Origin of the sequence: Shewanella sp. SM29, from assembly GCF_025654245.1 — a bacterium.
In the GTDB taxonomy this organism is placed as follows: Bacteria; Pseudomonadota; Gammaproteobacteria; order Enterobacterales; family Shewanellaceae; genus Shewanella; species Shewanella oncorhynchi.
Genome location: NZ_JAKKRN010000012.1, coordinates 58842 through 78480, shown reverse-complemented (window position 1 = coordinate 78480; position 19639 = coordinate 58842). Strand labels below are relative to the sequence as shown.

Sequence of the window (19639 nt, the reverse complement as noted above, 5' to 3'; positions counted from 1 at the left end):
TCCTAAGTTTTCAATTCGACATTTTCGGCATGGATGACTAAGCGGTTCTGACCATTACGCCCCTGTTGAAGCGTCATAAAGCCCTGCACTTGTACTTCCACACCTGCTTTCAGATCTTCTGCGACGCTTTCAAAGCGTGGGCCACTCAATATCACTTGAATTTGTACGTAGACGTTGCGGAGCATTTCGGCTTCATAACGCTGCGATTTGTGTTCCAACATAATTACACTGTGTGCAATACCTGCTGGGCTTTTAAAGCGTCTTGAACGAGTTATCGTTCCTGACAACACCAAGTTATTGGTGGTCACAGATTACCTTACTCAGCGATTTCTTCAGCGTGAGCTTCATCATATGAGCGTTCGCCAGCTGGGCCACGACGTGAATCGCGCTCATCTCTAGCTCTAGCCATTGGAGATGCTTCAGTAACGGCAACTTTAGTACGCATTACCATGTTACGCAGAACTGCGTCGTTGAAACGGAAAGCTGTTTCTAGCTCTTCGATCGTCTCTGCTTTAGCTTCAACGTTCATCAGAACGTAGTGAGCTTTATGCAGGTCAAGGATTGGGTAAGCCAGTTGACGACGGCCCCAATCTTCTAAACGGTGGATTGTGCCGTTAGCTTCGGTGATAACACCTGTGTAACGCTCAATCATACCTGGTACTTGTTCACTTTGATCTGGGTGAACCATAAATACGATTTCGTAATGACGCATTTATTGCTCCTTACGGTTATGTAGCCTCGGTATTGGCTCAGTCAAACCAAATGGAGGCAAGGAACGAAAAATAGTGACTGATTTGAGCGCGAGATAGTACAGAAAGCAAGCCAGAAACTCAAGCAATAACTTTGCCTCGCCAATCAATACAGGTATGATGGCGGTTCGCCTATATTCGGACGTCTGAAATCAGCTAACCAAGAATAAAACATAATGCTAAAAGTTATTGCGCCAATCAGTTTGTTTTTCCTTTCATTTCCTGCGCTTGCGCTTGTTCCACCTGATTATCAGGAACCGCCCAGCGATTTTACCGCGGAAATCGAAGCTGGCTTGCAACTGAACACAGGCAATACCGAATCCAGCAGTTTTAATGGTCGAACCCAACTGATTTACGATACAAAGCAAACCAAGCAAGAAGCCACACTAAAAGCCTATTTTGCCTCAGAAAAAAGTCAAACAACCTCCGAAAAATATGAGCTACAGTTACAATCGAACTATAAACTGACTAAGGGTTATGTCTTCGGACGTGGTGATTTTACTTGGGATCAATTCGGTAGTTACACGCAAATATCAACGCTTTCGAGTGGTTACGGTTTCAATGCTATCAGTAGTTATAAAACAAAACTCAGTCTCGAGTTCGGCCCAGGTTATCGATATAACTTACCTGCAGAGTCGGTAACCATTCCCAACCCTGATGCCGAAAAAGATGTCATTCTTCGTACCGCTGCCAAATTCTCTCAAAAACTACAGGAATACAGCAGTCTCAATGCCGATCTCACCGCGGAAGTGGGCGAGAACAACAACACCCTCACCTTAGATATGAACTATAAAAATCTGGTGTTCCAAGATTGGGCATTTAAGATCGGTATGAACATCAAATACACTGAAGTGGTACCAGAAGGAAGCCAACCCATGGATACCATCACCACCTTCAACTTGCTTTACACTTTTAGATAACTCTTTTTAAAAAATACGACGAAACACATAGAGTAAGATGACGCTAATAGCCTACTCGGCTGGCGTCTATGTGAATACTTTACAAGCATCCCCTTGAGTTGTTCCGACATAATTCAGTGATTTTTTGAGCAGAAATGCGCAATTAATCAAGATTTACCAACAATTTGCAACACAACATAAACACTAACCCCTGATATACTCACTCCTCATTATCAATCTAGTTTGTGTTTTCGGAGTTGTATATGACTAATCCGCTGCGCACTTTCGCCTCTTTATATAGCACCACATTATTAATGGTATTAGCCGGCGGCTTGCTTACCACCTATCTTGGGCTCAGACTCTCAGTAATGAATGTGCCACAAATATGGATTGGCGGCATGATGTCGGCCTACTATGTTGGCCTAGTGGCAGGCTCTAAGATTGGTCATCGACTTATCGCTCAAGTGGGCCATATCCGCGCCTTTGTCGCCAGCGCAGGCATAGTCGCTGCATCGGCATTAGGCCATGCACTCGTGGATGAGCTTGCGGTTTGGCTGCTCCTCAGACTCGTGGTCGGCATGGGGATGATGTGCCAATACATGGTGTTAGAAAGTTGGCTTAACGAACAAGCTGAAAGTAATCAAAGGGGCACAGTGTTTGCGAGTTATATGATCGTATCTTACTTCGGCTTAATCTTGGGCCAAGGTGCGATCAGTATTTTCCCCGAATTAGGACTAGAGCCACTACTGCTTATCGCAATTTGTTTTTCACTCTGTATCGTACCGATTTCACTCACGCGTCGTCTTCACCCTGCGCCCTTAGTTCCTGCCCCACTCAAAATTGCCTATTACTGGAAAAAAGCACCACAAGCACTCACGACAATCGCGATTGGTAGCATGATAGTGGGTTCGTTTTATGGTCTCGCTCCCGCCTACGCCAGTAACTTAGGTTTACCGCCTGAAAAAGTCGCCACGTATATGACGGCAACGATTTTAGCGGGATTACTGGCACAGTGGCCAATGGGAAAATTGTCCGACATTATGTCCCGCAGTCGCCTTATCCGTATCAACTGTATATTGCTCGGTATCTTAGCCTTGGCTATCGCCTTAACCCCCTATCATCCGGTGATTTCACTGGTGATGACTTTCCTATTTGGTATTTTAGGTTTCACTTTCTATCCGCTCGCCACAGCGCTTGCCAACTCTCGAGTAGAGCAAAATGAGCGGGTCGGCTTATCAGCAACAATATTATTAACCTTCGGCTTAGGCGCCAGTATCGGTCCGCTTATCGCATCGACATTAATGCAATGGTTTGGCAATAACATGTTATATGGCTTTATGTCAGCCTGTACCTTAATACTCTTTGTGCGTTTACGTTATGTACATTCACAGCAAAAAGTCGAAACTAATGTCACCCAAGACTACATAATGGCGACGGGCGACTTAGTCTCTTCACCACTGGCGGCAGCGCTGGATCCACGAGTTGATGTCGAATCGATTCAAGAACATATGACACCCAGTGCTAACCTAGATGAAGCGGAATATGATTTAGGGGCTGATGGTGTCGATGACGATATTATCGACGCAAATGACAGTGATGAGGAGCAACTCGCCTTCAGTTTCGATATCGAGCAAGCAGAGCCTGAAGCCGTTCAAACGGATGACGCCGATAGCCATCAGATCAACCTAGACAAAGCGCTGACATAAAAAGGCCAATAAAAAGGCCGATTAACTGTTTAAAGTTAATCGGCCTTTTTATTTCTGTAAGCTCTAACTAAAACATATAGTTACTACAACAAGTCGTTACTGCAAGCCTGATACCTCATGTTCGAAATCAGGCAAACGTGAGTGTATTAGCTACGACGCTGACGCACTGCTTCAAATAAGCAAATACCCGTTGCAACCGATACGTTCAAGCTAGACACACTACCGGCCATAGGGATAGAGATCAGTGAATCGCAAGACTCACGGCTTAATCGGCGTAAGCCTTTGTCTTCAGCTCCCATAGCAATCGCCAATGATCCCTTGAGATCCGCTTGATAAAGCTCGCAATCTGCCTCGCCCGCAGTGCCCACAATCCACACACCTTTATCCTGCAGGTGACGCATAGTGCGCGCAAGATTAGTCACTTGGAATAAAGGTACTGTTTCCGCAGCGCCACATGCCACTTTACTCACAGTCGCAGTTAAGCCAACTGAATTGTCTTTAGGCACGATAATACCTTGTACGCCAGCCGCATCGGCATTACGTAGGCAAGCGCCTAAGTTATGGGGATCCGTCACACCATCCAAGATCAACAGGAATGCTTGCTCAGTGTTAGCAAGCAGCACATCTAAATCTTGCTCATTCAATACTTTCGCCGCTTTAACGCGCGCGACTATGCCTTGATGTTGGCTGCTTTCCGCTTTGTCATCTAAGGCTTTACGAGAAGCGACTTGAATCGTCGTGCCAAAGGCTTTGGCCTGATCGGCCAGCACAGTTAAGCGCTCATCGTCACGACCTTGTAACAGCCACAACTCAATAATGCGCTCAGGGCTGTGTTTTAACAGGGCTTCAACTGCGTGGATCCCAAAAATAATATCTTGTTTTTTCATTTATTTCTTTCTCGTGCTCCGCTTAGCGGCTTTTGGCTTTTTAGCCGGATCTTTTACTGCTGCTTTTTTAGCTTTAGTGCCAGCTTTGGCCTTAGGTTTGGTTTTGCCTGTTTCAGCCTTGGCGCTAGATACCGCGGTTTTGCCTGCTTTACCTTGCTTAGCGCCTTCACGATTAACGCGCTCACGGGCTGTCATCGGCTTATCACGGCTGGCAGATGCTTTACGTTTACCACCTTTGCCGTCATCACCCAGCATAACCAAATCAATCTGTCTGTCATCTAAGTTGACTGCAGCGACCTTAACTGTCACAGGATCACCCACTTGATAGACTTGGCCTGTGTGCTCGCCGATAAGACGTTGACGCATTGGATCGAACTGGTAGTAATCGCTACCTAGGCTTGAGATATGCACTAAGCCATCGATAAATAGCTCATTTAAACGCACAAACAAACCAAAACTGGTTACTGAAGCAATCACAGCTTCGAAGGTATCGCCGACGTGATCTTGCATAAACTCGCACTTCAGCCAATCGCTGACATCGCGAGTTGCTTCATCGGCACGACGTTCTGTGGTCGAACACTCTTCGCCTAATTGATCGAGTTCATCGAGTTGATAATGGTAGCCACCATCCTGCGTCCACTTCTCAGTGGTTTCGCCTCTTTCCTTCGCGAGTAAATAACGGATCACACGATGTAACACTAAATCCGGATAGCGGCGAATGGGCGAAGTAAAATGCGCATATTCTTCTAAGGCTAAACCGAAGTGACCTTCGTTATCCGGAGTGTAAATTGCCTGACGCATAGAGCGCAGTAACATCACTTGGATAAGTTCAGCATCAGGGCGGTTGGCAATTTGCAACATCACATTCTGATAATCTGACGGCGTAGGCTCAAGTCCACCGGGCATGCTTAAACCACGCTCAGCAAGGAACTCTTTAAAGTTCGCCAATTTTTGCTCGGATGGCGCTTCATGCACACGATACAAGACTTCGCCTTTGTGTTTCTTCACAAACTTAGCTGCAGAAACGTTGGCTAAAATCATACATTCTTCAATGATTTTATGGGCTTGATTACGGCCACGCGGCACGATTTTATCAATCTTGCGCTGCTCATTGAAAATGAACTGCGTTTCCATGGTTTCAAACGCAATCGCACCACGCTCGGCCCTTTGCTCATCGAGCGCTAAATACAATGACTGTAAACACTGCAAATGCGGGAACAAAGCCTCATGCTCAGGCGCAATGGGGCCGCCTTCTAACATTGCTGCCACTTGGGTATAAGTGAAACGGGCATGGGAATACATCACAGCCGGATAAAACTTATAACCTGATAACTTACCTTTAGCAGATACGGTCATCTCGGCGACCATACATAAACGGTCGACGTGGGGATTAAGCGAACAGAGGCCATTGGAGATTTTCTCCGGCAGCATAGGGATCACTTGCGACGGGAAATACACTGAGTTACCACGGGCACGCGCTTCGGTATCTAAGGCAGAATCGGTACGCACATAATAACTGACGTCGGCAATCGCAACCCATAAACGCCAGCCACCACCGGCTTTTTTCTCCGCGTACACGGCATCGTCAAAATCGCGGGCGTCTTCACCGTCGATAGTCACTAATGGCAGATGACGTAAATCCACACGACCGACTTTATCGGCGTCGGTTACTTCATCGGGAATACGGCGCAGTTTCTTCTCAATCACAGGTGACCAAGTATGGGGTAAATCATAATTACGCAGGGCAATTTCGATTTCCATCCCCGGCGCCATTTGCTTACCAAGCACTTCAGTCACTTTACCCGCAGCCTTAACAAAACGGCCTGGGCGACGCGTTAATTCAACCACAACCACATCACCTTGACGGGCACCGTTGCGATCTTCATTCGCGACTAAAATTTCTTGGGTAATACGCTTATCATCGGCAATGACAAAGGCCATACCGCTATCGACATGATAACGGCCAACAATCGCGGCACTTCGCGGCTGGATCAGACGAACCAAACGCGCTTCGCGACGGCCACGACGATCTGTGCCCGCTTTTTGCGCCAGCACTTTATCACCGTGGAAATACATCAGCATGTCGCGGTTCGAAATAAATAAGTCATCGCCGCCTTCATCGGGTTTGAAAAAGCCGAAGCCTTCTCTGTGTCCGAGCACAGTGCCGGGGATCAGATCCATTTTCTCGGGTAAGCCATAGCTTTGCCCACGGGTGAACACCAGTTCGCCATCGCGTTCCATCGCACGCAGGCGACGGCGCAAGGCCTCAAGTTGTTCTTCCTCTTGGATGTTTAACGCCGCGGCAATGCTGTCACGGGTGATAGGTGATTTTTGAGAACGTAAGTAATCGAGAATATACTCACGGCTTGGGATAGGGTTTTCGTACTTATCCTGTTCACGCTCAAAATGAGGGTCTTTGATCATTCAATATCCAAATAATGTGTCTCTAGATTAAGAGACCACTTAACGGGTTCGCAACTGTTCTTGCTGGGCCCGCGCCACTGCACTGGGGGGCATTTTAGCTGCTAACACCTGCAGTAAAGACAAGGCTTTATTCTTAGTCGCCTCGTCCGCAAATACATCGTTATATAACCAGTGATAGGCCATCTCGTAATCCCTAGGACTACCATAACCTTCACCGAATAAACGAACTAACATCATACGAGCGGATAAACTGCCACTTGCAGCCGCAGGCAGTAAATAATGCACTGCTCTGTCTTTATTGCGGATGACAAATTTCCCACTCTGATAATACTCGGCAAGCTTTAACATCGCTTCTGAGCTACCTTGTTCGGCCGAGTCACGTAACAAAGCAATACCCTTCACAGGGTTAGCCTTCACACACGTTCCATGATTGAGCATTTCGCCCCAAAGAAATTGATATAAAGGCTGTTTTAAGACTTGGGCTCGCGCCTCAATGTCTTGGACTAACTGGCAATCATCACGTTTCACTTTCGCTAAGTATTGATTGCTACGGATCAAATCAAGCAATTGATCTTGACTATAAATATCTACCGCCTGCGTTTCAGCAAAGCACATTGAAGATACTAAAGGCAGTAGCGCAACGAGTGCTGTACGTAGCATAACGACTCTCAATGACAGTAGGATGAATACTTGCATCGGCAGTATAACCTATTTCTTGAGCTTGAGCTGAATTTCTAACCGCAGAATGAAACAGAGAAAGGCATAAAGAAGCAGAGAAAAAGGCCGTGAAACACGGCCTTAACAGATCTTAATTGAACGGATTAACCAAAATCATGGTTTCGTTACGATCAGGACCCGTAGAGATAATGTCGATAGGTGTTTCTAATAACTCTTCAAGACGCTTGATATAATTGATCGCTGCTTGAGGCAGTTGCTCAATTGATGTCGCGCCAAAAGTCGACTCGCTCCAACCCGGCATAGTTTCATAAACCGGCGTAACCAGTTCATAACCTTCAGCGGCCAGCGGAGTGACTTTAGAGATAGTGCCATCAGGATTCTGATAACCGACACAAATCTTCACTTCTTTCAGACCATCAAGTACATCTAACTTAGTCAAGCAGAAGCCGCTAACACTGTTGATTTGAACTGCGCGGCGCATTGCCACAGCATCCAACCAACCTGGACGACGCTTACGACCCGTTGTCGCACCAAACTCATGACCTTTAGTACCTAAATGATCACCGACTTCACATAATAGTTCAGTTGGGAATGGACCTGCACCTACGCGAGTGGTGTAAGCCTTCATGATACCTAAGACATAGTCTAAGTGACGCGGACCAAAACCTGAACCCGTCGCAACACCACCGGCAGTGGTATTTGAAGAAGTTACAAATGGGTATGTTCCGTGGTCAATGTCGAGTAATGTACCTTGAGCGCCTTCGAACAAAATTGGCTCACCGGCTTTACGCGCAGTATCCAATAATTCAGTCACATCAACACACATGCTCTTCAGATAATCGGCCATAGCCAAAGCATCTGCTAGCGTTTGCTCGTAATCAACCGCTTCGACTTGATAGTACTCTGTCAGCATAAAGTTATGATATTTCATAACTTCTTTCAGCTTTTCAGCAAACAGTTCAGCATTGAACAGGTCGCCTACTCGCAGACCGCGACGAGAGATCTTGTCTTCATACGCAGGTCCAATACCACGGCCAGTTGTACCAATAGCTTTATTACCGCGCGCTTTTTCACGGGCAATATCAAGGGCACAATGGAAGGGAAGGATCAGCGGACACGCTTCAGAGATCAACAGACGTTCCTCAACAGGAACTCCACGATCTTTCAGCATGTTGATCTCTTTCATCAGGGCGTCAGGTGCAAGCACCACACCGTTGCCAATAATGCATTTCACATTATCGCGCAGGATACCCGATGGGATCAGATGAAGAACGGTTTTTTCACCGTCGATAACCAAGGTATGACCAGCATTGTGGCCGCCTTGATAGCGAACTACATATTTTGCCTGTTCTGTTAGAAGGTCGACAATCTTACCTTTTCCTTCGTCACCCCATTGGGTGCCGAGAACAACTACGTTTTTGCCCATTATTTGCTGCAAGGTTGCGGTTAAAAAAGAATTTTAACAGATCTTAGTTAATAAGGGCAAGCAGGCTATTTTTCACGCAAAAATAACCCAAATGACGACTCCAGCAGTGACTAATGCCCCACCAAGTCGCTGGATAACTTGCTGATTTTGATGGGAGAGTTCATTTAAATAACGACGCCATTTATTTGGGAATAATAATGGCCCAAGGCCTTCCAAAACCAACACAAGTGCCACTGCTAGCATAAAAATTTGAAAAGTCATGCTTACCTCAAACTCACTCGCTTAATATAAATTTATTGTATATCAGCATACTCCAACCAAAGAGTTTTCTTATACCGTCAATTTTTAGCCAATAAAAAACCCAGCATAGGCTGGGTTTTTTGATATTCCAAAAACGAATTAACGCTTAGAGAATTGTGGCTTACGACGTGCTTTACGTAGACCCACTTTCTTACGCTCAACTTTACGAGCGTCACGGGTAACGAAACCAGCAGAACGAAGTGATGGACGCAGTGCTTCATCTAATTGCATCAGAGCACGGGTAATACCGTGACGGATTGCGCCTGCTTGGCCAGTGATACCACCGCCTTTAACAGTTACATAGATGTCCAGCTTGTCAGTCATTTCAACTAACTCTAAAGGTTGACGAACAACCATACGAGCAGTTTCACGACCAAAATACTGATCCAAAGGACGTTGATTTACAACGATGTTGCCACTACCTGCTTTAGCGAAAACGCGAGCTGTAGAGGTTTTGCGACGGCCAGTGCCGTAGTACTGAGTTGCAGCCATTTGCTTAATCCCGTTTAGATATCAAGAACTTGAGGTTGTTGTGCAGTGTGGTTATGTTCTGCGCCAGCGTAAACTTTCAGTTTACGGAACATGGCACGGCCCAGAGGACCTTTTGGTAACATACCCTTAACTGCTTTCTCGATGATCATTTCTGGCTTTTGCGCTTGCAGCTTTTCAAAGCTGATTTGCTTAATGCCACCAGGGAAGCCTGAATGCGAGTAGTACGTTTTGCCTTTCGCTTTGTTACCAGTAACAGTCACTTTTTCAGCATTAACAACAATGATGTAATCACCGGTATCAACGTGTGGAGTGTATTCTGGCTTATGCTTACCGCGTAAACGGACAGCGATTTCAGTAGCGATACGACCTAAAGTTTTGCCGTCTGCGTCGACGACGAACCAGTCACGAGTTACAGTTTCTGGTGTAGCAGTAAAAGTCTTCATTATTACAAAAACCCAAAGTTAATTTTCTGTCTCACATGTTGTCTGCATTTGCAAACAACACAAAATTGCCTTTTAGTACCCCTTCGAGCACCGACTTCGGCTTACAACTTCCGCCCAATTGGCGGAGTAACGTGGGCAGGTGGCGGAGTATAGACAAAGCTGAGTTAAAAATCACCTGATATTTTGATAAAAATTATAAAATATCGACCAATCGGACTTGTCATCCTAAGGATTAACAAGCCTCTGGTGATTTAAGGCCGCAGCTAATGCAAAACTCTTACACTACTGGGTTACGGCAGGTGTTCGGTTTTTAAATAATCGTGGGATTGCATCTCAATTAAGCGTGAACGGCAACGCCTAAATTCGAAGTTAAGCAAACCATCGGCATAAATATCTTCGAGTGGCACTTGAGCCGATACAATCAGCTTTACATTGCGCTCGTAAAATTCGTCGACCATAGCTAAAAAACGTCTAGCGATGTCATCGCCAGTCAAAAAGGCGCCCATTTGTTCTATGCCACTCACGAGGACAGTGTGATAAATCCGCGCAAGTTCCATGTAATCACGCTGGCTTCGTGGACCATCACAGAGCGCTCTAAAATCGGCCAACAATACTCCCTGCGCCTGTTGCCGAATACTAATACTGCGGCCTTCTATTTCGATGTCAGCAGTAAGCACCTCAGACTCAGGCGCTAACTGACTAAAATAACGTATAAGATTGGCATCAGCTTGTGCATCTAATGGATGATGATAAATCTCTGCTTGCTCAAGGGTACGCAATCGATAGTCAATGCCAGAATCCACATTGAGCACTTCACAATGTTGATTAATTAGAGCTATCGCAGGTAAGAAACGTGCGCGCTGTAAGCCATTTTTGTATAAGTCGTCGGGGATAATATTCGAGGTTGCAACCAGTACAACGCCTTCTTTAAATAACGCTTGAAACAGCGTACCTAATAGCATGGCATCGGTAATATCAGAGACAAAGAATTCATCGAAACAGATAACGCGATATTTTGCAGCCATCTTTTTCGCAATCACCAACAAGGGATCGCGCACGCCTTTCAGCTCATCTAAATCTAAATGTAGCTGATGCATGAAACGATGGAAGTGAGCCCGCAGCTTTTGATCGCCAGGCAAGGCATCAAAAAAAGTATCCATCAGGTAAGTTTTACCGCGCCCAACTCCGCCCCAAAGATACAGGCCTTTAGGTGATGCTGGTGCCGATTTTAAGCCTAATGCGCTAAACAATTTCCCTACAATAGAACTCGGCTCTTCTGCCGTAGTTAAGTCTTCATAGACACGTTGTAACGCCTTAACGGCAATTTCTTGAGCCGGATCATGGGAAAAACCGTCACGGGTAAGATCTTTTTGATAATGCTGCCAAGGGCTTAACTGAGGCACGTTTAAATTCTCTTATGTCCTTTATTAAAACTGTGACGATATTAGCACGGCCAATATGACGCAGGATATATTAATGCAGAATACGACTTTTACCTTAACGCTAAACTGCATACAAACGTCTAATAAGCATCTATGCTGTAGGTCATTTTAATCGGCAAAATCCGCTAATATTGGGGCTTGAAAAATCCTAATCTCGCCCACAGATTTCTGTTCAGAAACAAGTATGAAACAGCCGACAAAATAGGCTAAAAAAATTAACATTTATTAATATAATGAACTTTTTCAATAAGGTGCGAGTCAGAGTGATTACCTAGGCAAATAGCCGGTACCGATACAGATTTGATCTGGCACTCGCACGATTGCTGATGCATTACATCCAGATCTTTCAACCCTTATTTGGAGTTATGAATAGATGAAAACAAAATTATCTGTACTTTCAGCCGCAATGTTAGCCGCGACCCTGACTATAATGCCTGTCGTCTCACAGGCCGCCATTCCACAGACGGTTGAGGGACAATCCATTCCAAGTCTTGCGCCTATGCTTGAGCGTACGACGCCCGCAGTCGTATCAGTAGCAGTAACGGGGACTCATGTTTCTAAGCAAAGAGTACCTGATGTTTTCCGTTACTTTTTCGGCCCTAATGCGCCACAAGAGCAAGTGCAAGAACGTCCTTTTAGAGGCTTAGGCTCAGGCGTCATTATTGACGCAGAAAAAGGCTATATCGTCACGAACAACCATGTGATTGACGGTGCTGATGATATTCAAGTTGGTCTTCACGATGGCCGTGAAGTAAAAGCAAAACTGATTGGTACTGACTCAGAGTCAGATATCGCATTATTGCAAATTGAAGCGAAAAATCTCATCGCAATCAAATCCTCTGATTCCGATGATTTACGCGTAGGTGACTTTGCCGTTGCCATTGGTAACCCCTTCGGCTTAGGTCAAACCGTCACCTCGGGCATTGTTAGTGCTTTAGGCCGTAGCGGCTTAGGCATTGAAATGCTGGAAAACTTTATTCAAACCGATGCTGCGATTAACAGTGGTAACTCGGGTGGCGCACTCGTCAATCTTAACGGCGAGTTAATTGGGATTAACACGGCAATCGTAGCACCGGGCGGCGGTAACGTCGGTATTGGCTTTGCCATCCCTGCTAATATGGTGAAAAACCTCGTGGCACAAATTGCCGAACACGGAGAAGTACGCCGCGGTGTATTAGGTATTTCGGGACGTGATCTCGATAGCCAACTCGCCCAAGGTTTCGGTTTAGACACTCAACACGGTGGCTTCGTGAATGAAGTAGCCAAGGGCAGTGCCGCAGAGAAGGCCGGTATAAAAGCAGGTGATATCATCATCAGCGTTGATGGCCGTGGTATTAAGTCATTCCAAGAACTGCGGGCTAAAGTCGCCACTATGGGTGCAGGTGCTAACGTTGAGTTAGGACTCATCCGTGACGGTGATAAGAAAACAGTTAAAGTGACCTTAGGTGAAGCGAGCCAAACCAGTGAAACAGCGGCTGGTGCCGTGCATCCTATGCTGCAAGGTGCGTCCTTAGAAAACTCATCTAAGGGCATTGAAATTACCGATGTCGCACAAGGCTCACCCGCGGCCATGAGTGGCTTACAAAAAGGAGATGTGATTGTCGGTATTAACCGTACTGCGATTAAAGATCTTAAGACACTGAAAGCACAACTTAAAGATCAAGAAGGTGCCGTTGCACTGAAGATAATGCGTGATAAGAGCATGTTGTATTTAGTCCTACGTTAATCGACAAAATAGGCCATTTTTTCTGCCATAGATAAGCATAGGGAGCTTAGGTTCCCTATGCTTACATCGATTAAACATGTTAATCTAACTCACCTTTTTCTAGATCCATCCTGCCATGACTATAAAAGACACTCTGTTATATCTCGGTAAAGCCACCCTTTTCGGCCTTATCATGGCGGCCATGTTTTTATTGGTGACACGTTATTTCGATAACCAATCCCTCGGTAGTAGTCTGCTACAAACCCGTGCCAACAACACAGTCGAGCTATCCTTTGCCAAGGCGGTACGCCGTGCAGCTCCTGCCGTTGTCAATATTTATAGCCTCAGCATAGATCAAAATCGGCCGCTTAATTCAGGCTCACTTCAAGGTCTAGGCTCTGGGGTGATAATGAGTAAAGAAGGTTATATTCTCACTAATTATCATGTCATTAAGAAGGCCGATGAGATTGTTGTCGCCCTGCAAGATGGACGCAAATTTACCTCTGAAGTGGTTGGTTTCGATCCTGAAACCGATTTATCGGTACTCAAAATTGAAGGCGATAACTTACCAATTGTCCCCGTTAATCTCGACAGTCCGCCTCAAGTCGGTGATGTCGTACTCGCTATTGGTAATCCCTACAATTTAGGCCAGACCATTACCCAAGGTATCATCAGTGCCACGGGGCGCAACGGCTTAAGTTCAGGTTACTTAGACTTCCTACAAACCGATGCAGCGATTAATGCGGGTAACTCGGGTGGCGCACTCATTGACACTAACGGCAGCCTTATCGGTATTAATACCGCAGCATTCCAAGTGGGTGAAGAAGGTGGCGGCCATGGGATTAACTTCGCTATCCCGATTAAATTAGCCCACAGCATTATGGGTAAGTTGATTAAAAACGGCCGCGTGATCCGTGGTGCCTTAGGAATTTCTGGCGAGCCGATTAATCCTGTGGTGGCACAAATCCTTAATCTACCCGATCTCAAAGGTGTGCTCGTTACGGGTGTCGATCCTAATGGCCCTGCGGCCCGAGCCCTGCTAATGCCAAGGGATGTGATTATTAAATACGATGGTGAAGATGTGCCAGGCGTTGAAATGCTAATGGACCGCATCGCTGAAACCACACCGGGTAAGAAAGTGATGATGACTGTGATACGCCAAGGTAAACAACAAGAGTTGCCTGTGATTATCGATGAGAAGGTTGTGATCGATAACTAGAGTGTCACTCAGTATTACGAGCTCAACTGCAGAAAACAAAAAACCAGCTTTTAGCTGGTTTTTTAATGATTCAAAATTAGCTTAAGTCAGTAACAGATCACTGAATACGCACAACCTGTGCGCCTAAACCTTGAAACTTATTCTCAATATGCTCATAGCCACGATCTAAGTGATAGATACGATCGACAATCGTCTTACCATCGGCCACTAAACCCGCAATCACTAGACTCGCTGACGCACGTAAATCCGTCGCCATTACCTGAGCACCACTTAAAGATTCAATCCCTTGAATGATGCAGGTATTACCTTCAAGCTCCATGGTAGCGCCCATACGGATAAGTTCAGGCACATGCATAAAACGATTTTCGAAGATAGTCTCAGTTATGGTTGCCGTACCTTGTGCTAAGGCATTGAGCACACAAAACTGCGCCTGCATATCGGTTGGGAAACCAGGATAAGGTGCCGTCTTGATATTCACCGCCTTCGGACGTTTACCCTGCATATCGAGCTCAATCCAATCTTCGCCCGTAGTAATCGTCGCGCCTGCATCTTCAAGCTTAGCGATAACCGACTCAAGTGAAGCAGGATCGGCTTTTAAACAACGAATGCGACCACGGGTCACCGCAGCGGCCACCAAAAATGAACCGGTTTCGATACGATCTGGCATCACGCGGTAATTACAGCCCTGTAAACGCTCAACCCCTTGAATACGCAATGTCGCACTGCCTACACCAGTGATTTTTGCACCCATGGCAATTAAGCAATTAGCGAGATCGATCACTTCAGGTTCACGGGCCGCGTTTTCAATTACGGTTTCGCCATCGGCTAATGCTGCGGCCATCAGTAAGTTTTCGGTCGCACCAACACTCACCATGTCCATAAAGATATGTGCGCCTTTAAGACGACCATCAACACGGGCCTTGATATAACCTTCTTTCACTTCAATCTTGGCGCCCATCATTTCAAGGCCATGTAAGTGCAAGTTCACTGGTCTTGCGCCAATGGCACAGCCGCCAGGCAATGACACATCAGCCGTACCATAGCGAGCCAATAACGGCCCTAAGATCAAGATAGAAGCACGCATGGTTTTCACTAGATCATAGGGAGCGCAAAACTCATTCAGATTAGTGGTAGAAATGCGGATCTGTCCGTCACCGAGTTCAGTCACTTCAGCGCCGAGACAGCGTAATAATTTACAGCTCGTACTCACATCACGCAGATTGGGCACGTTAGAAACCACAAAATCGGTTTCAGCCAATACACCGGCCATCAGAATAGGCAAAGCTGCATTTTTAGCACCCGAAATAATCACATCACCGGCAAGCGGGGGGCTTGCCTGAATTGTTAGTTTATCCACTTTTCCTCACTAGCTAGGCATGTTGAAAACTTTTTCGCGTTTCCATTGAGTCGGCGTGAAAGTTTTGATCGTTAATGCATGTAATTCACCGCTGGCAATGTGTGCCGTCAACGGTGCATAAATGGCTTGTTGCTGTTTGACTCGGCTCATACCATCGAAGCATTCACCTACGGCGATCACTTTATAATGGCTACCATCCGAGCTAGCGTGAACTTCTTCAAGCCCTAACGCATCACGTAAAATCTGTTCGATTAAGCTGCATTCCATGAAATCTATTACCCTATTCTCAATGCGCTTCTTCGGTAAAGAAGGCATCTAAATCATATAAATCAATTAGTTTTTTAAGTTGTGGTGAAGCAGAACTCAATACAAGTTGGCTGCGATGTTCACGCACTAACGCCAGCAAAAATGCCATGCCAGCGCTATCACTGTATTCGAGCCCAGACAGAGACAATATCTGGGTTGACTCATTTAGCAGTTGTTGCCGCTGTGGCCAAAGTGTAATGACATCAACTTGGGTTATGCGCCCTTTGAGATGACAAACTGTCCCCTGTTGCACAAATTCAATCACGACTGTGACTTCCCTGACTTAGCCTTCATGACCACTTTCTCTTTAGTGCGATCTTCGAGCATCTTAATCACGGGATCGATACCCTGTTGGCGAATTAGATTAGAGATTTCCGACTGCTTAGAAGACAGTAAGCTCACACCTTCGGCAACTAAATCAAATGCCTTCCATGAGTCATCCTTTAAACGGCGCGCCTTAAACAACAGTTTAATCGGTGGGCGACCGGCTTCGATGATCTGCACGTTTACATCGACCATTTTCTCTTTGCTAAAATCAATCCCAGGTGAGAATTCCACTTTTTGATTAGTATATTCAGTAAAGGCTTGAGCATAAGTAGATATTAAATAACCTTCAAAAGCATTGACGAAACGATTGCGTTGCTCTTCGGTTGAATCCTTAAGATATTGGCCTAATACCTTATAAGAAGCGTATTTATAATCGACATAAGGCATGAGTTCTTCACGAACAATCACCTTTAAATGGTCTGAATTTGCATCGATTAATGCTTTATCTTTGTGAAAACGATCGAAGGTTTTATTGGCAACGGCTTTCACCATGGCATACGGATCTGTCGTATCGACAACCACATCAGCGGCGACTGCGCTCGTTGCCCCTAAAACCATCACTAACGGCAATAAAAAACGAGATAAGTTTTTAAACATAGCGGTAACCCCTATTTATCCTTCGAACCCATACTATATAAGAACTGACCAATCAGCTCCTCCAACACTAATGCCGAACGAGTGTCGTCAATCTTATCGCCATCTTTCAGCATACTGACATCATCGTCGACAAAACCCGGTGTTAACCCTAAGAATTGTTCGCCCAACAAACCCGAAGTCAAAATGGCTAAACTACTGGTTTCAGGGAATTTATCGTAACGCTTGTCCATCACTAATGTGACCACAGCCACTAACTTAACTGGGTCTAAATCTATGCTGCTCACTCGGCCAACGACAACACCGCCAACCTTGACTGGCGAACGCACCTTCAAACCACCAATGTTGGTAAAATTGGCTTGTATGGTATAAGTGCTATCGCTGCTTTTCACTTCAATATTGGCGACGTTAAAGACTAAGACCAAAAAAGCGGCCAATCCTGTTAAAAGAAACACACCCACTAATAATTCAATTTTTCGTGTCAACATGTTCAGCTACCACTCTGTTAATCCATCTAACCTGTGTCGAAATCCGCAGTGTTCCGTTAGCGGCCAAACATCAGGGCTGTCAGTAAAAAATCCAATGCCAATACAGCGAGGCTCGACTGAACGACAGTCTGGGTCGTTGCACGGCTGATGCCTTCCGGATTTGGGATCACTTGATAACCGCGATATAACGCAATCCAAGTGACCACTACGGCAAACACACCACTTTTGATCAAGCAGTTAACTATGTCCTGACGCCATTCGACAGACGCCTGCAGAATCGACCAAAACGCACCACTGTCGATCCCTTTCCATTCCACGCCAACAAGGTGCCCGCCATAAATACCTACAGCGGTAAACATCAACGCCAGCAATGGCATACTGATCACTCCAGCCCAAAAGCGCGGTGCAATAATCTGCCTTAATGGGTCAATCGCCATCATTTCTAAACTGGAAAGCTGCTCAGTACTTTTCATTAAACCAATTTCAGCGGTTAATGCTGAACCCGCCCGTCCCGCAAACAATAACGCGGTAACAACTGGCCCTAACTCACGCAGTAAACTGAGCGCCACCATAGGACCTAAGCTTTCTTCGGTGCCAAAACCAACTAAAATGTTATAGCCTTGCAGTGCGAGCACCATGCCGATAAAGAGTCCTGAGACTAAAATAATCACCATAGATTGCACACCGACCACATAAATCTGGCGCACTAATAATGGAAAACCTTTACGCACGCGTGGCCAGCGAAAAATCGCACCCCACAGCATAAGGCCTGCACGGCCAAAACCGAGCACTAGCTCAATCGCGCTGCGGCCTAAGTCGGCAATACTGTCGATTAACTTCACTTGCCAACTCCTTTTGCCATTAATTCTTGCTGGTAATCATTTGCCGGATAATGGAACGGCACAGGGCCGTCCGGAGCACCTTGAATAAACTGTTTCAGCTGCGGATTATCAGCGTACTTTAATTCTTCAGGGGTACCGTGGGCGATGACTTTTTTGTCAGCCACCACATATACATAATCGGCAATGCCAAGCACTTCATCCACATCGTGGGACACCACAATTGAAGTCAGATTCAGTGCATCGGATAACTCACGAATAAGCTTTACTAACACGCCCATCGATATTGGGTCTTGCCCTGCAAAAGGCTCATCGTACATCACCATTTCAGGTTCAAGCGCTATGGCTCTAGCCAATGCGGCGCGGCGTTGCATACCACCGGATAACTCGCTTGGCATCATCTGAGCTGCACCACGTAAACCTACGGCTTCAAGCTTCATCAGCACGATAGTGCGAATAATGTCTTCAGGCAGTCCAGAATGTTCACGCAGTGCAAACGCCACGTTATCGAACACATTAATGTCGGTAAACAGCGCGCCACTTTGAAACAGCATGCTCATCCGCTTACGCAGACTAAATAATTCATTGCGACTCACGCCATGGATATCGTGACCGTCGAATAACACTTGTCCATGGTCAGGCGTTAATTGGCCGCCAATCAATTTCAACAGGGTCGTTTTGCCTATGCCGCTCGGCCCCATGATCGCCGTCACCTTGCCCCTTGGAATGGACAGGCTAATATCTTCATATATCACACGCTGACCGCGGCTAAACCCCAAATTACGGATCTCAACCAACGGCGTTTGTTCTTGAGTCATGCTTGATTCCGACATTTGCAAATGAGGTGATCCTAGTCTTCCGAGACTGACCAATCGAAGAGCCGCAAATTGTACGTAATTGCGCTTTAACCTACAACCGAATCGACACTATCGCCCTGCGATACTTTCAATTTGCCTCATTTACAGCGAAAATGCGCCCTAAGTTTTCACTCTGCACAGGTAAAATGTTACTTAATGTTTTCAACCTAGTTGCAGAATTGGCAGTATTGGCTAATTCGTTCGCACTTAGCTCACTCTTTGCCCACTTTTATCGGGGAGAGTCGATACGCAATTGCGCAATAGAGGCATCCCATAGGGTAATACCCGCTGCGATATGGAATAAATCCATTGAAATAAACGACAAAGACGATGATATTGCTCAAGACCTTCTGCCGCTAAACACGTTATTGTGCGTGAATAGCTAACGCAGCTGAACTTGACGAGTCGGATCAATCGCTCTAGCCTGCCGCAATTGTTTTGCTGTTTTCGGTAATAAACCACAGTAAGACATAAGCTAAATTGTCTGAAAACAAACTAATA

At 45.9% G+C, this 19639-nt stretch carries 21 protein-coding genes; 4 read left to right on the top strand and 17 right to left on the bottom strand.

The annotated features are described in order from the left end of the window. Window positions 1-2 precede the first annotated feature (2 nt). Both priB and rpsF read right to left on the bottom strand, forming a co-directional pair. Window positions 3-308, bottom strand: coding sequence for a primosomal replication protein N (priB, locus tag L5L77_RS10470; RefSeq protein WP_105251411.1), 306 nt, complete (start codon window positions 306-308; stop codon window positions 3-5). A gap of 8 nt (window positions 309-316) precedes the next feature. Next, window positions 317-712, bottom strand: coding sequence for a 30S ribosomal protein S6 (gene rpsF / locus L5L77_RS10465; protein ID WP_105251410.1), 396 nt, complete (start codon window positions 710-712; stop codon window positions 317-319). A 213-nt stretch (window positions 713-925) separates the two neighbouring features. Here rpsF and L5L77_RS10460 point away from each other — a divergent pair, with 213 nt between their 5' ends. Beyond that, window positions 926-1669, top strand: coding sequence for a YdiY family protein (locus L5L77_RS10460; RefSeq protein ID WP_219255974.1), 744 nt, complete (start codon window positions 926-928; stop codon window positions 1667-1669). Between the two features lie 242 nt (window positions 1670-1911). Continuing rightward, complete coding sequence (locus L5L77_RS10455; protein ID WP_198573779.1) at window positions 1912-3354, top strand: MFS transporter; 1443 nt, start codon at window positions 1912-1914, stop codon at window positions 3352-3354. Between the two features lie 146 nt (window positions 3355-3500). Here L5L77_RS10455 and rlmB read toward each other — a convergent pair whose 3' ends face one another. From rlmB to zapE, 8 genes are all read right to left on the bottom strand, one after another. Further along, entirely contained in the window at window positions 3501-4241 is a 741-nt protein-coding gene (gene rlmB, locus L5L77_RS10450) for a 23S rRNA (guanosine(2251)-2'-O)-methyltransferase RlmB (RefSeq protein WP_028759536.1), read from the bottom strand. Continuing rightward, on the bottom strand, window positions 4242-6665 hold the full coding sequence (gene rnr, locus L5L77_RS10445) for a ribonuclease R (RefSeq protein ID WP_263142837.1): 2424 nt from the start codon (window positions 6663-6665) through the stop codon (window positions 4242-4244). Window positions 6666-6704: 39 nt separating this feature from the next. Further along, window positions 6705-7361, bottom strand: coding sequence for a flagellar protein MotX (motX, locus tag L5L77_RS10440; RefSeq protein WP_113939975.1), 657 nt, complete (start codon window positions 7359-7361; stop codon window positions 6705-6707). Window positions 7362-7473: 112 nt separating this feature from the next. Next, on the bottom strand, window positions 7474-8769 hold the full coding sequence (locus tag L5L77_RS10435) for an adenylosuccinate synthase (RefSeq protein WP_028759421.1): 1296 nt from the start codon (window positions 8767-8769) through the stop codon (window positions 7474-7476). 72 nt (window positions 8770-8841) lie between these two features. Further along, a complete protein-coding gene (locus tag L5L77_RS10430) occupies window positions 8842-9030 on the bottom strand; it encodes a DUF2065 domain-containing protein (RefSeq protein ID WP_105251404.1) in 189 nt (62 codons plus the stop codon). A gap of 138 nt (window positions 9031-9168) precedes the next feature. Further along, window positions 9169-9561 carry a 30S ribosomal protein S9 gene (gene rpsI / locus L5L77_RS10425; protein ID WP_006083052.1) on the bottom strand — a complete coding sequence of 131 codons (393 nt, stop codon included), beginning with the start codon at window positions 9559-9561 and terminating at the stop codon, window positions 9169-9171. 14 nt (window positions 9562-9575) lie between these two features. After that, the gene (gene rplM / locus L5L77_RS10420; protein ID WP_105251403.1) at window positions 9576-10004 is read right to left on the bottom strand and encodes a 50S ribosomal protein L13; all 429 of its coding nucleotides are present in this window, start codon (window positions 10002-10004) and stop codon (window positions 9576-9578) included. Window positions 10005-10294: 290 nt separating this feature from the next. Beyond that, a complete protein-coding gene (zapE, locus tag L5L77_RS10415) occupies window positions 10295-11407 on the bottom strand; it encodes a cell division protein ZapE (RefSeq protein ID WP_263142838.1) in 1113 nt (370 codons plus the stop codon). Between the two features lie 412 nt (window positions 11408-11819). Here zapE and degQ point away from each other — a divergent pair, with 412 nt between their 5' ends. Together degQ and degS are read left to right on the top strand one after the other, a co-directional pair. Further along, window positions 11820-13172, top strand: coding sequence for a Do family serine endopeptidase DegQ (degQ, locus tag L5L77_RS10410; protein ID WP_131524126.1), 1353 nt, complete (start codon window positions 11820-11822; stop codon window positions 13170-13172). Window positions 13173-13287: 115 nt separating this feature from the next. Continuing rightward, window positions 13288-14370 carry an outer membrane-stress sensor serine endopeptidase DegS gene (gene degS, locus L5L77_RS10405; RefSeq protein ID WP_105251400.1) on the top strand — a complete coding sequence of 361 codons (1083 nt, stop codon included), beginning with the start codon at window positions 13288-13290 and terminating at the stop codon, window positions 14368-14370. A 97-nt stretch (window positions 14371-14467) separates the two neighbouring features. Here the strand turns inward: degS and murA are convergent, their stop codons facing one another. Genes murA through mlaF form a run of 7 tightly spaced genes read right to left on the bottom strand, consistent with a single transcriptional unit; the run spans window position 14468 to window position 19099 of the window. After that, complete coding sequence (gene murA, locus L5L77_RS10400) at window positions 14468-15727, bottom strand: UDP-N-acetylglucosamine 1-carboxyvinyltransferase (RefSeq protein WP_105251399.1); 1260 nt, start codon at window positions 15725-15727, stop codon at window positions 14468-14470. Window positions 15728-15736: 9 nt separating this feature from the next. Continuing rightward, window positions 15737-15994, bottom strand: coding sequence for a BolA family protein (locus L5L77_RS10395; protein ID WP_006086065.1), 258 nt, complete (start codon window positions 15992-15994; stop codon window positions 15737-15739). 19 nt (window positions 15995-16013) lie between these two features. Further along, window positions 16014-16298 carry a lipid asymmetry maintenance protein MlaB gene (locus tag L5L77_RS10390; protein WP_263142841.1) on the bottom strand — a complete coding sequence of 95 codons (285 nt, stop codon included), beginning with the start codon at window positions 16296-16298 and terminating at the stop codon, window positions 16014-16016. Next, window positions 16295-16957 (bottom strand): phospholipid-binding protein MlaC, encoded by a 663-nt coding sequence (locus L5L77_RS10385; RefSeq protein WP_105251397.1) that lies wholly within the window; start codon window positions 16955-16957, stop codon window positions 16295-16297. The genes L5L77_RS10390 and L5L77_RS10385 overlap by 4 nt, the downstream gene beginning before the upstream one ends. A gap of 11 nt (window positions 16958-16968) precedes the next feature. After that, entirely contained in the window at window positions 16969-17442 is a 474-nt protein-coding gene (gene mlaD / locus L5L77_RS10380; protein ID WP_028759401.1) for an outer membrane lipid asymmetry maintenance protein MlaD, read from the bottom strand. Window positions 17443-17498: 56 nt separating this feature from the next. Beyond that, window positions 17499-18284, bottom strand: coding sequence for a lipid asymmetry maintenance ABC transporter permease subunit MlaE (gene mlaE / locus L5L77_RS10375; protein WP_105251396.1), 786 nt, complete (start codon window positions 18282-18284; stop codon window positions 17499-17501). Then, window positions 18281-19099, bottom strand: a complete 819-nt coding sequence (gene mlaF, locus L5L77_RS10370; RefSeq protein WP_063882287.1) for a phospholipid ABC transporter ATP-binding protein MlaF — start codon at window positions 19097-19099, stop codon at window positions 18281-18283. The genes mlaE and mlaF overlap by 4 nt, the downstream gene beginning before the upstream one ends. Window positions 19100-19639 lie beyond the last annotated feature (540 nt).